Source organism: Myxococcus sp. CA039A (assembly GCF_013336645.1).
In the GTDB taxonomy this organism is placed as follows: Bacteria; Myxococcota; Myxococcia; order Myxococcales; family Myxococcaceae; genus Myxococcus; species Myxococcus llanfairpwllgwyngyllgogerychwyrndrobwllllantysiliogogogochensis.
On sequence record NZ_JABUMQ010000134.1, the window covers coordinates 15,711 to 27,298 of the forward strand.

General features: G+C 68.9%; 10 protein-coding genes. 6 read left to right on the plus strand and 4 right to left on the minus strand.

What is annotated here, in order from left to right:
- Positions 1 to 79: 79 nt before the first annotated feature.
- Positions 80 to 1,522, minus strand: a complete 1,443-nt coding sequence (locus HR086_RS22575) for a site-2 protease family protein (RefSeq protein ID WP_174466617.1) — start codon at positions 1,520 to 1,522, stop codon at positions 80 to 82.
- A gap of 96 nt (positions 1,523 to 1,618) precedes the next feature.
- Between HR086_RS22575 and dusB the strand changes: the two genes are divergently transcribed.
- Positions 1,619 to 2,635, plus strand: coding sequence for a tRNA dihydrouridine synthase DusB (gene dusB / locus HR086_RS22580; protein WP_174457967.1), 1,017 nt, complete (start codon positions 1,619 to 1,621; stop codon positions 2,633 to 2,635).
- A 46-nt stretch (positions 2,636 to 2,681) separates the two neighbouring features.
- Here dusB and HR086_RS22585 read toward each other — a convergent pair whose 3' ends face one another.
- Entirely contained in the window at positions 2,682 to 3,977 is a 1,296-nt protein-coding gene (locus HR086_RS22585) for a glycoside hydrolase family 1 protein (RefSeq protein ID WP_174466618.1), read from the minus strand.
- A 363-nt stretch (positions 3,978 to 4,340) separates the two neighbouring features.
- Between HR086_RS22585 and HR086_RS22590 the strand changes: the two genes are divergently transcribed.
- The 4 genes from HR086_RS22590 (at position 4,341) to pyk (ending at position 8,652) form a co-directional block, all read left to right on the plus strand.
- Positions 4,341 to 4,538, plus strand: a complete 198-nt coding sequence (locus HR086_RS22590; RefSeq protein ID WP_141646082.1) for an excinuclease ABC subunit A — start codon at positions 4,341 to 4,343, stop codon at positions 4,536 to 4,538.
- 98 nt (positions 4,539 to 4,636) lie between these two features.
- The gene (locus HR086_RS22595; protein WP_174466619.1) at positions 4,637 to 6,094 is read left to right on the plus strand and encodes an NFACT RNA binding domain-containing protein; all 1,458 of its coding nucleotides are present in this window, start codon (positions 4,637 to 4,639) and stop codon (positions 6,092 to 6,094) included.
- 153 nt (positions 6,095 to 6,247) lie between these two features.
- Positions 6,248 to 7,120 carry a hypothetical protein gene (locus HR086_RS22600; RefSeq protein ID WP_141646080.1) on the plus strand — a complete coding sequence of 291 codons (873 nt, stop codon included), beginning with the start codon at positions 6,248 to 6,250 and terminating at the stop codon, positions 7,118 to 7,120.
- Between the two features lie 101 nt (positions 7,121 to 7,221).
- Positions 7,222 to 8,652, plus strand: coding sequence for a pyruvate kinase (gene pyk, locus HR086_RS22605; protein ID WP_141646079.1), 1,431 nt, complete (start codon positions 7,222 to 7,224; stop codon positions 8,650 to 8,652).
- Positions 8,653 to 8,748: 96 nt separating this feature from the next.
- Here the strand turns inward: pyk and HR086_RS22610 are convergent, their stop codons facing one another.
- Positions 8,749 to 10,272 carry a GAF and HD-GYP domain-containing protein gene (locus HR086_RS22610; protein WP_373564343.1) on the minus strand — a complete coding sequence of 508 codons (1,524 nt, stop codon included), beginning with the start codon at positions 10,270 to 10,272 and terminating at the stop codon, positions 8,749 to 8,751.
- 170 nt (positions 10,273 to 10,442) lie between these two features.
- Between HR086_RS22610 and rpe the strand changes: the two genes are divergently transcribed.
- A complete protein-coding gene (rpe, locus tag HR086_RS22615; RefSeq protein ID WP_141646078.1) occupies positions 10,443 to 11,099 on the plus strand; it encodes a ribulose-phosphate 3-epimerase in 657 nt (218 codons plus the stop codon).
- A gap of 7 nt (positions 11,100 to 11,106) precedes the next feature.
- Here the strand turns inward: rpe and HR086_RS22620 are convergent, their stop codons facing one another.
- Positions 11,107 to 11,487 carry a two-component system response regulator gene (locus HR086_RS22620; protein WP_141646077.1) on the minus strand — a complete coding sequence of 127 codons (381 nt, stop codon included), beginning with the start codon at positions 11,485 to 11,487 and terminating at the stop codon, positions 11,107 to 11,109.
- Positions 11,488 to 11,588: the final 101 nt, after the last annotated feature.

Sequence of the window (11,588 nt, forward strand, 5' to 3'; positions counted from 1 at the left end):
CCTCTTGAGCTGGAGCAGGAGCGCGCCCGAAGGTGCGCAGCCTCGTCCCGCATCAACACCCCCTCCTGTCATCGCTCTGTCAGGAGGCGGCGGATTGCCGCAGCTCCGTCAACCACTCCTCGAAAGCGGGGTGGCCGTGCAGGGGCGCCAGGTCCGCGTCCGAGGCGGCATAGGCCCCGTCCTTGAATCCCAGCTCGCTGGCCCGGCGCAGCAGGCGCACCGCGTCGGGCACGTTGCGCGCCTTGGCATAAGCGCATGCGGCGTCGTAGGCGATGCTGGCGCTCGGGGCGTGCTCCAGCGCGGCCTCGCCCATCGCGGCGGCCTCCGAATAGACGCCTCGGATGAAGAGCACCCGCTCCGCGCAGCTGAACGCCGCGGCGGCTTCCACGCCGGGCAGCTTCAGGGCCTCCGGCGTCCGGCCCAGGCGGATCAACGTCCCGGCGTACTCGTGCATCACCGTGCGGTCCGAGGACGTCTGCCAGGCCTGCTTCCACCAATCCAGCGCGCGCGCGTCGTCACCGACGAGGGAGAAGGACGCGGCCACCGCATGCGGCTCCACCTGGAGCCCCTGCACCTGGGAGAAGTGGTCCAGCGCCTGCCGGCCCTGGCCTTCCTTCAGCGCCACCCAGCCGAGCAGGTGGTGGGCGTGGCTGGCCAGCTCGGGGGTGAGGCCGTCGCCGCCCTCCAGCACCGCGGCGCCCAGCCGGCGTGCGTCATCCAGGCGGCCCGCATCCAGCGCGATTTTCGCCTCGCGAAGCTTCCCCGCCACGGGGCTGTCCAGCGAGCCCGCGGCACCGACGCGCGGGGCGTTGCCGCCGGAGCTCAGGGCCTCCGCCACGGTGCGGAACGCCTGGACGCCGTACATGGCGAAGAAGATGGCGGGGAAGAGCCACCCGATGTTCAGGCTGTAGACGACCACGGCCACGCACACCAGCAGCGCCAGGCCCTGGGACGCGAGCAGTCCCCGCCGGGGGCCGAGCACCCGGGTGGCCAGCGTGGAGACCAGCCGCCCGCCGTCCAGCGGCAGCACGGGCAGCAGGTTGAAGATGGCCCAGATGAAGTTGGCGCCGGCGAAGGTGCGCAGGAAGAAGTCCAGCGCGGGGGAGTGCCCGTTGAAGACCAGGTAGCCCACCAGGCTCACCACGCCGAGCAGCAGCCCGAAGAGGGGCCCCGCCACGGTGATGACCAAATCCCTCTTCCATGGAAGCGGGCCGGGCATGTCGGTGGGCAGGGTGTGCCCGCCCAGCCAGACGAGCGCGATGCTCGGGTGGTAGCCGAAGAGGCGGCTGGCCAGGGCGTGGCCCAGCTCGTGGACCAGCACGGACACGAAGACAATGAGCATCCACGACAGGACGAACACCACCATGGCACTGGCCTGGCCCAGGGCGGGCGCCTCGGACACCTGGCGGAAGGGCCAGCCATCCTGCGAGGCGCGGACCGAGCTGTAGGCGAGCACGGCGGAGACCAGCAGGTGGCTGGGGTGGACGTCGACGGGAATGCTCCCGAGGCGAAAGCGGAACATGGGCACGGACCTTAACCGTTGAGGCGCGGATGCGCAGTCCGTAGCGCACATCCCGCAACCGCTTCCTCTTCATTTCGGTAGGTTCCCAGAAGCCCCATGCTGCGACTCGGCCCTTATTCCCTTCCGAATCCTTTTGTCCTCGCCCCCATGGCCGGGGTGTCCGAGATGCCCTTCCGGGTGCTCGCCTTCCGCATGGGCGCCGCCCTGTGCCCCACCGAGCTCGTCAGCTCCCAGGGGTTGATGCGGGCCAACCAGCGCACCCTCATGTACCTGCGCTTCGACGCGGAGGTGGAGAAGCCCTACTCGCTCCAGCTCTATGGAGGCGACCCGGAGGCCATGGGCCTCGCGGCCGCGGTCGGCAAGTCCCATGGCGCCCAGATGCTGGACATCAACATGGGCTGCCCGGTGAAGAAGGTGACGAAGAACGGGGCGGGCAGCGCGCTCTTGAGCGACCCGGAGCGCGCCGCCGCCATCGTCCGGGCGATGCGCGAGGCCTCGGGCCTGCCCGTCACCTGCAAGATTCGCTCGGGCTGGGACGCCAAGACGCGCAACTACCTCCAGATGGCCGCCGCGCTCCAGGAGGCCGGCTGCGCGGGGCTGGCCATCCACCCTCGCACCCGGGAGCAGGGCTACTCGGGCCAGGCGGACTGGAGCGTCATCACCGACTTGAAGCGCCACTTCCCGGAGCTGCCCCTGTTCGGCAACGGGGATGTGCGCACGCCCGAGGACGCGCGGCGCATGCTGGAGACGACCGGCTGCGACTACGTGATGATTGGCCGCGCGGCCCTGGGCAACCCGTGGATATTTCGCGAGCTCGCGGGCGGGGACGCGCCTTCGCCCGAGGAGCGGTGCGCCCTGGTGCTGGAGCACTTCCACGCGCACCTGGCCTTCGTGGGGGACCCGCTCGGCGCCGTGCGCTCCTTCCGCCGACACCTGGGCTGGTACGCCCATGGCCTCGCGGGCGCCGCCGCCTTCCGTGCGCGCGCCAACACCCTGGATGCACCGGAGGCGGTGGCGGACGCCGTGCGCGCCTTCTTCTCCGCCGCCGACTCGGACCGCTCCGGGGACTCATCCGAGGAGCAGGACGTCGACTACCGCGCGGCGCTCGGTTGACGAGTCCCAGGCCCCACGGGTTCTCACCCGAGGGGCGCGGAAGTTCCTACAGGGACGCACCGGGCGGCACGAGCACGCGGCCGGTGGCGACCGCGCGGAAGTAGTCGCAGGCGGGGGTGGGGCGCCGCTCCAGCGTGTCGAAGTCGACGTGGTAGAGGCCGAAGCGCGGCCCCCAACCCTCCAGCCACTCGAAGTTGTCGAGCAGGCTCCAATAGAGGTAGCCGCGCACGTCCACGCCCTGGGCCCGGGCGGCCAGCACCTGGGAGAGGTGGGAGTGCAGGTAGTGGGGGCGGCGGGCGCCCGCGCGGTCATCGATGCCGTTCTCCGTAATCCACACCGGCTTGCCGTAGCGCTTCACGTCGCGCAGCGTCTGGAGGAAGCCCTCGGGCCAGTCCTCCCAGCCGATGTCCGTGAGGCCCCGGCCCCGGGTGTCGCGGTACTTGAACTCGATGAAGGGCGGGCGCGGCACGAAGCGCAGGTGCGCGCGGCTGTAGTAGTTCACCCCGATGAACTCCACCGAGTCCCGGGCCTCGGGGATGTCGGCGCGGGTGGTGGCCACCCCGGGCATGTTCACCCGGAGCTTCCCGGTGGAGAGCGCCTCGTGGAAGGCGTGGTTGTAGGCGGGCGAGGCCAGCCGCACGAGGGCGCGGTCCAGCGGGTTCCACCAGCGGTCCGGCGCGAAGGCGAGCATGTTCTGGGAGATGCCCAGCTCCACCCGGCCCAGGCGCTCCAGCAGCTCCCGCCTCGCCGCGGCGTGGGAGCGGACCATGTTCTCCAGCGCCCTCATGGTGAGCGCCCCGTCGGCGATGCCCGGGGGGATGGCGCCCTGCAGGTAGCCGCCCAGGAGCAGCACCATCGGCTCGTTGAAGGAGATGACGAGCGCGTCCAGGCCCTCCAGCAACGCGGCGCACCGGCGGGAATAGCGGCGGAAGACCTCCACGCTCTCGGGCGAGTGCCACGGCGTCTCCCGGTGGAACCATGTCGGATGGGTGAAGTGGTGGAGCGTCACCACCGGCCGCAGGCCCTGGGCCTTCATCTTCAGGAGCCGCTCCCGGTACGCCTCCAGCGCGGCCTCGTCGAACCTCCCGCGCTCCGGCTCGATTCGCGCCCACTCGAGGGAGATTCGGAAGGCGGTGGCGCCCACGGCGCGGGCCAGCGCGTAGTCCTCCTCGTAGCGGCGCCAGTGGTCCACCGCTCGCCCGCAACGGGCGTGGGGCTCCTTCAACTTTCCCGCGCGCTCCCACTCGGCCCAGTCGTTCTCGATGCCGCCCTCCACCTGGTACGCGGAGGTCGCGACGCCGAAGGTGAAGTCCGCGGGGAAGGTCATCTCGGAGGTCCTCATCGTGGCCGCGCACCGTAGACGCGACCCTCCATCGCGAAAAGTTCGGAGTGCCGCGAAGGCCAGTGCGCGGCAGCCGACAGTGCGCTCGCGAGGCGCGCGCCGCGAACGGCTCCGTCGCATCCGGAGCCTAGAATTCGGCCTCGCGCGCGTTTTCGCGCGTCGCTTCGGAAGTGTCCTCGAAGCGCCTTTCGCGACCTCCGGCACCGCCCGATGCCGAAAAATCGGCCTCGCCGCGCGATGCAATACATCACCATGCGTTGACACACTGGTGTGTCGCCCGTACCATTCACTTCAAGCACTCACTCCATCAAAAGAAGAGTGCAGGCCCTCGGTTCACTGGGGCCAATTACATGGAGGGTTCTGATGGCCGCTAAGAAGAAGACCGCCGCGAAGAAGAAGACCGCCGCGAAGAAGACGACCACCCGCAAGACGGCTGGCAAGACCGCGAAGAAGGCGGCGGCGAAGAAGACGACTGCTCGTAAGGCCACCAAGAAGGCCCCTGCCCGCAAGCGCGCGAGCAAGGCCAAGACGGCGGCGGCCCCGGCGACCCCGGAGTCCTGAGCAGTAAAGCGTCATTCGCGGACGGTGTTTGACGTCCGGTGAACGGCTCGGCGAAATCCGCCGGGCCGTTTTTCTTTTGTCCGGACAGGAGGTTGCCCATGTCACTGCGTCCCTCGGAGCTGGAGCAGGTGGTGGCGGAGGTGGGGGCGAAGCTGACGGGAGCGGTGGCCCAGAAGGCCTGGTGCCCGCTGCCGAGGCTGGCCTACCTGGAGCTGCGAGTCCCCGGGCGCTCCATCCTTCTATGTCTGTGCGCCGAGGGAGAGCTGTCCCGGGTGGCCGTCGCCGAGACGCGCTTCCCCACACCGGGCGAACCCGCGCCCTTCCAGCGGTGGCTGCGGCACGAGCTGACTGGCGCGAAGCTCCTGGCGGCGCGTTTTCGCGACGCGGAGCGGGTGGTGGAGCTGGACTTCGAGCGCGAGGAGGTGCGCCGTCGTCTGGTGATGGAGCTGGGCTCTCCGGGCGGACTGCTCCTCTTGAGTGAGCAGGGGCGGGTGCTGATGTTGTCCGGCGAGGGCTTCGGTCCCCGGCGCAATCTCTACGCGGGCGCGGCGTGGACGCCTCCGGAGTCGCTGCCTCCGGACGCGCTGGCCAAGGCGCGCCTCGCACCCTCGCGGCTGGTGCCCGCCGAGGGGGACGCGCTTCCCTACTCCCACGCGGCGGAGCTGCTGCTCGGGGCCAAGGACCAGGCGAGCCGCGCGGAGTCCATCCGCCGCCGACTGGCGCAGCCGTACCGCGCTCGCCTCAAGCGCTCCTCGCGCACCCTGGAGAAGGTGAGGGCGGAGGCGGGGCGCGGGCCGGACGCGGAGAAGCACCGTCGGATGGGGGAGCTGCTCGCGCAGAACCTCTTCCGCCTCAAGCGGGGCGCCACCGAGGTCACGCTCACCGAGTACACCGAGGCCGGCGCGGAGGAGGTCCAGGTGAAGCTGGACCCGAAGCGCACGCCCAAGGAGGAGGCGGACTGGAACTTCCACCAGTACCGCCGGCTGCTGCGAGGCGTGGAGCAGGCGCGCCACCGCGAGGCGGAGCTGGCGCGGGAAGTGGCTCACGCCCAGTTGTCGCTGGAGCAGGTGGAGCGGATGGACGAGGCGATGCTGCTCGCGCAGGCGCAGGTGCTGCACGTGCCCGTGGGCGGGGAGGCCACCCCGGAGGGCAAGCCCTTCAAGGAGTACGTGGGCCACGCGGGCTCGCGCATCTGGGTGGGGCGGGGTTCGGAGGACAACGACACGCTCACCTTCAAGGTGGCCCGGCCCTGGTACCTGTGGTTCCACGCGCGCGGTGTGCCGGGCAGTCACGTGGTGCTTCCCCTGGAGAAGGGGCAGGAGCCCACGCAGGAGGTGCTCCTGGACGCGGCGCACCTGGCGCTGCACCACTCGGGGGCGAAGGGCGAGCCGCGGGGCGAGGTGAGCTACGTGCAGGCGAAGTTCGTGCGGAAGGTGAAGGGTGGGGCTCCGGGGCAGGTGACGTACACGCGCGAGAAGACCTTCGTGGTGCGCATGGAAGCGGAGCGGCTGGAGCGACTGCTCAAGTCCCGTCACACCGAGTTGCCCGCTCCGTGACGAAACTTCCCCCCGGAGTGTGAACCTCAGCGCGGAGGGGTGGGGCGCGGTTGACGGGCTGACGGAGAGCAGGCGGGCAAAGGCCGGCGGCCTTGAGTCCGGGAGGTTGCCGGGTACGATGCGCGCCGAGTGACCTCCGAGTTTTTCCGTCAGATGTCCCTGTTTCCACGCGGCCTCTCCGCGGCCAGTCGGGCCACGGCGGCGGTCGCGGAGCCTCGTGCCCTGGAAAAGGAGGTCGCGGAGGTTGTTCCGCGGCTCGAGCCCGTTCCGCAGCTCCGGCCGCCTCCGCCCCGGCATCGGGCTCCGGAAGAAGCACCGCGCATGCTCACGGTTCCCTCTCCTCGTGAGGAGATGTGGACCCGCGCGGAGTCCCTGGCCTGGAGGCTGAGCGCGGAGCTGGGGATGCCGGTGAAGCTGGCGGTGACGGACAACCGCTCCACCATGGTGTCCTTCCGTCGAGGGGGCAACGCGCTCCAGCTGCGGCTGCACCACATGTTCCTGGACGCGCCGGAGTCCATCGTCCGCGCGGTGGCGGACTACGCGGGCCGGGGACACCGGACGGCGGGCGTGCTCCTGGACGAGTACATCCGGGGACAGCAGCCGCGAATCCGCCAGGTGCGTCGTGAATCCGACGCGGACCTGAACCCGTTGGGGCGCTGTTTCGACCTGACGGCGCTTTACAACAACGTCAACGCCACTTTTTTCGAGAACGTCATCCAGGCGCGCATCGGCTGGGGACGGATGCCTCCGAGGCGTCGGCGCAAGTCCATCCGCCTGGGCGTGTACGACCATCAGACGCGGGAGATTCGCATCCATCCCGCGCTGGACAGGCCCGAGGTGCCGGCCTTCTTCGTGGAGTTCATCGTCTACCACGAGATGCTGCATCAGCTCTTCCCGAGCACGGGGCGAGGCGGGCGTCGGGTCCACCACCCGCGCGCCTTCCGGGAGCGCGAGCGCACGTACCCTCACTACGCGGCGGCGCTGCGCTGGGAGCGGGAGAATCTGGGCGTGTTGTTGCGCGGTTGATGGCTCCGTTGCTCGCTGGCTCATTTACCGTTTTACCGAGCGAAGCGACGCGTGGTGCGTGCTTGACGCGTTCGTGAGGGGCACCCATCCTCCCGAGCCATATGCGACGAGCGAAGATTGTCTGCACCCTCGGGCCCGCGAGTCAGAGCCAGGAGATGTTGGAGGCGCTGCTGGAGAACGGCATGGACGTCGCGAGATTGAACTTCTCGCACGGCAGCCATGAGCAGCACGCGGAGAACATCGCCAAGCTGCGCGCGGCCTCGCTGAAGGTGCGCAAGGCGGTGGGAATCCTCGGTGACTTGCAGGGCCCGAAGATTCGCACGGGCCGCTTCACCAAGGGCAGCACGGACCTGAAGGAAGGCGGCATCTTCCACATCACCACGGACGAGACGGTGCCGGGCACGGACGAAATCGTGTCCACCACGTACCCGTTCCTGGCGGCGGACGTGAATCCGGGCGACCGCATCCTGTTGGACGACGGCTTGCTGGAGCTGAAGGTCCTGCACACGGACAAGCAGAAGCTCATCAAGACGGAAGTCATCCACGGCGGCGCGCTGAAGAACAACAAGGGCATCAACCTGCCCGGAGTCGCGGTGCGCGCGGATGCGCTGACGCCGAAGGACCGCGAGGACCTGGTCTTCGGCATCAAGGCGGGCGTGGACTTCATCGCGCTGTCCTTCGTGCGGCAGCCGTCGGACCTGGACGCGGCTCGGCAGGCGATGGCGGAGGTGGGCCGGACGGTGCCCATCATCGCGAAGCTGGAGAAGCCGGAGGCGATTGCCCGGCTGGACGCCATCCTGGACAAGACGGACGGGGTGATGGTGGCGCGAGGCGATTTGGGCGTGGAGATTCCGCCCGAGGAAGTCCCGGCCGTCCAGAAGGACATCATCCGGCGTTCGAACCTGCGCGGCCTGCCGGTCATCGTGGCGACGCAGATGTTGAACTCGATGATCGACAACCCGCGGCCCACGCGCGCCGAGGCGAGCGACGTGGCCAACGCCGTGTTCGATGGCGCGGACGCGGTGATGCTCTCGGGCGAGACGGCGAGCGGCAAGTTCCCCATCGAGTCCGTGCAGATGATGGAGCGCATCATCCTGGCGGCGGAGTCCTCGCAGCGGGTGCAGCCGGTGTTGCGCAACATCGACGCGCCGCTGGGGTTGCCCACGCACTTCCCGGATGTGATTGCGCGCGTGGCGTGCGAGGCGGCGAAGGCGAGTGGCGCGTCGCTGATTGCCGCGTTCACGCTGTCTGGCGTGACGGCGCGGTTGTTGTCGCACTACCGGCCGTCGGTGCCGATTGTGGCCTTCAGTCCGAACCAGGAAGTCCGTCGTCGGCTGGCGCTCCTGTGGGGCGTGGTGCCGCGAGTGCTGGAGCCCATCCAGGACACCGAGGCGATGGTGCGCCGCGTGGGTGAAGAGCTGGTGGCGCGGGGCCTGGGTCGCAAGGGCGACCGCATCGTCATCGTGTACGGCGCGCCGGTGGGACAGCCCGGGAAGATCAACAGCCTGCGGCTGCACACCATCGAAGGCTGAGTCGACGTCGAATCGAAGGCTTGGGCCTGAGTCTCATCGAAGCACCGTGAGGGGAGGCCCGTGGTTAGGGCTTCCCCTTCGTGCATCATTGGGCCGCTACTTCGGCGCGTTGGGCAGCGCGCGGCGGGGAATCTCCGCGTCCACGAAGATGTGGAACAGCTCCTTGTCCAACTGCCCGTTGTCGGCCTCGCGCTTGAGGATGTCGAGCGCGAGGGTATGGGGCACGGCCTTCTTGTAGGGCCGGTCGCTGGCGGTGAGCGCGTCGTAGATGTCGGAGATGGACATCATCCGCGACTGGACGGGGATGGTGCGCTCGGGGATGGCGCGCGGGTAGCCGGTGCCGTCGAGCTTCTCGTGGTGCGCGTAGGCGATTTCGGGCACGCGGCGCAGGGCGCGCGTCCACGGAATCTGGGTGAGGAAGCGGTAGGTGTGCTCGACGTGGCTCTCGATTTCGCGGCGCTCCTCGGAGGAGAGGGTGCCTCGGGTGATGGAGAGCGATTGGATTTCGCGAGGCAGCAGCAGCGGCTGGGTCTTGCCGTCGGCGTCCTCGAACTGGAGGTGTCCCAGCTCGTTCAGGCGCTCGAAGCCGCCCTGGGCGAGCACCGTGGGACGGTTGCAGGTGAGGACGAAGTCGAACACCTCGTGCAGGTGCTTCAGCTCGGTGCCGAGTCGCTCGGTCTCCTCGGCCTCGATTTCCGCCAGGTGCTTGTCGCCGCGGTGCTTCACGGCCTCGAAGCGGCGGCGGTAGCTCTGGAGCTGGAGGTCCTTGCACGCGAGCTGGAAGCGGGCGCGAAGCCCCTCGAGCTCATGCGGGTAGAGCTTCTCCGCCTTGACGAGCACGTTCTCCCGCACGCCCACCTTGCCGAAGTCGTGGAGCAGCGAGGCGTAGCGAATCTCCTGAATCTCCGTGGAGGAGAAGTGCGTCCGGGCATAGGGGCCGGTGGACAGGTGCTCCAGGGCCTGGGCCAGGGTCACGGTGAGGTCGGCGACGCGGCCCGAATGACCGGCCGTCGTGGGGTCGCGCGCTTCGATGGCGACGACGGAGGCGGAGACGAAGCCCTCGAAGAGGCGGTTGATCTCCTCGTGGAGCAGGGCGTTCTCAATCGCGCCGGCGGCCTGGGCGCCCAGGGCGAGCAGCAGCTCCTCGTCCTCGGAGTTGAAGCCCTGGCCATCGAGCCTGTTGAGGGCCTGGATGACGCCGGTGACTTCTCCGTTGGCGTCGCGCATGGGGACGCAGAGGATGGTCTTCGTCTGGTAGCCGCTGGAGACGTCGAACGAGCGGTTGAAGCGGGTGTCGGCGTAGGCGTCTGGGATGTTGATGATGGCGCCGGTGTGGGCCACCTGTCCGGCGATGCCGCTGCCCACGGGGAGCCGGATTTCGCTCTTCGAGCCCTGGGCCACCTTGCTCCACAGCTCATTGCGCTCGCGGTCCAGGATGAAGAGCGAGCAGCGGTCCGCCTCCACCACCTTGGTGGCCTCGAAGAGGATGAGCGGGAGCAGCAGGTCCAAATCCCTCTCGGCGCTCATGGCCTTGGCGACGTCCAGGATGGACGTGAGCTTCGCCAGTCGTCGATTGAGGTCGGGGAGTGGCTGCGGAACGGCGGGAGAGCGTGAGAGCACCGAGCGGCTCCGGGCGACGTGGCCTGCGGCCGTGCAGGACGTCGAGGTTGTAACATGCCCAGCCAGGTGACTGCCTTCAGGCCCGACCTGCTCGGTTTCCTGCTTTCGAGTGGACGTCCGGGAATTCAGCCCGTGCCGGAGGGAGTGGGAAGCGGGTATGTAGCGCCCCCATGAGCCGTCGCCCTGTGCGCATTGCCCCCTCGCTCCTGTCCTCTGACTTTGGTCGCCTGGCCGAGGAGGTCCGCGACATCGAAGCCGCGGGAGCGGACCTGATTCACGTCGATGTGATGGATGGCCGGTTCGTGCCGAACATCACGATTGGGCCGGTGGTGGTGGAGGCCATCAAGCGAGCGGCCACGAAGCCGCTGGACGTACATTTGATGATTGTGGAGCCGGAGAAGTACGTGGAGGCCTTCGTGAAGGCGGGGGCGGACGTGCTGACGGTGCACGTGGAGGCGAGCCCTCATCTGCACCGCACCCTGCAACAGATTCGTCAGGCGGGGGCGAAGGCGTCGGTGGTGTTGAACCCGAGCACGCCGCTGTCGGCGATTGAAGAGGTGCTGGGGGACGTGGACATGGTGTTGCTGATGAGCGTGAACCCGGGTTTTGGCGGGCAGGGCTTCATCGAGGCGACGGTGGACAAGGTGCGCCGGCTGCGAGCGATGTTCGACGCGCGTGGCTTGGACACGGACATCGAGGTGGACGGGGGCATCAACGCCGACACGGCGAAGCGCGTCGTCGCGGCGGGGGCGACGGTGCTGGTGGCGGGCAGCTACGTCTTCGGGGCGAAGGACCGGGCGGCGGCCATTCGTTCACTGCGCTCGTAGGCGGGCTTCAGGCGCGGGTGCGAGCGACGGTGCTGGCGAGCCGGGCGACGCGGGTCATGAAGGTGGGGTCGAAGGGCTTCACCTCGTAGTCGTCCGCGCCGAGTTCGAAGCAGACGTGGCGGGTGAACTGGTCCTCGACGCCGCTGAGGATGATGACCTTGCAGTCGCGGGTGGACGGGTCCTGCTTGAGCTGGGCGAGCAAGTCCCTGCCGTCCTGGTGCTGGTTGATGTCCAGGATGATGACGGCGGGGCGGTGGAGGCGGGCCAGCTCCAGGACGCGCTCTGACGTCGTGTCCGAGATGCACGTCAAGCCGGACCGCTTCGCCTCCCGGGCGAGGGCCGACACGATGAGCGGTTCATCATCGGAGATGAGGACGACGGGGGGCATTTTCGATTCGAGCTGCACGGCCCACTGCCTTTTTCGGCCCGGAGAATCCGTGAATATATCCGGAAGTACCGGAATGTCGGGGAGTTTAAAAGGGGGGAGGG

What these genes read in the sequence shown, in the direction of transcription:
- HR086_RS22590 (WP_141646082.1), top strand. Translation starts at nt 4,341, where the DNA reads ATGGCCGCTAAGAAGAAGACCGCCGCGAAGAAGAAGACCGCCGCGAAG.
- HR086_RS22620 (WP_141646077.1), bottom strand. Translation starts at nt 11,487, where the DNA reads ATGCCCCCCGTCGTCCTCATCTCCGATGATGAACCGCTCATCGTGTCG.
- dusB (WP_174457967.1), top strand. Translation starts at nt 1,619, where the DNA reads ATGCTGCGACTCGGCCCTTATTCCCTTCCGAATCCTTTTGTCCTCGCC.
- pyk (WP_141646079.1), top strand. Translation starts at nt 7,222, where the DNA reads ATGCGACGAGCGAAGATTGTCTGCACCCTCGGGCCCGCGAGTCAGAGC.
- HR086_RS22575 (WP_174466617.1), bottom strand. Translation starts at nt 1,522, where the DNA reads ATGTTCCGCTTTCGCCTCGGGAGCATTCCCGTCGACGTCCACCCCAGC.
- rpe (WP_141646078.1), top strand. Translation starts at nt 10,443, where the DNA reads ATGAGCCGTCGCCCTGTGCGCATTGCCCCCTCGCTCCTGTCCTCTGAC.
- HR086_RS22595 (WP_174466619.1), top strand. Translation starts at nt 4,637, where the DNA reads ATGTCACTGCGTCCCTCGGAGCTGGAGCAGGTGGTGGCGGAGGTGGGG.
- HR086_RS22585 (WP_174466618.1), bottom strand. Translation starts at nt 3,977, where the DNA reads ATGAGGACCTCCGAGATGACCTTCCCCGCGGACTTCACCTTCGGCGTC.
- HR086_RS22600 (WP_141646080.1), top strand. Translation starts at nt 6,248, where the DNA reads ATGTCCCTGTTTCCACGCGGCCTCTCCGCGGCCAGTCGGGCCACGGCG.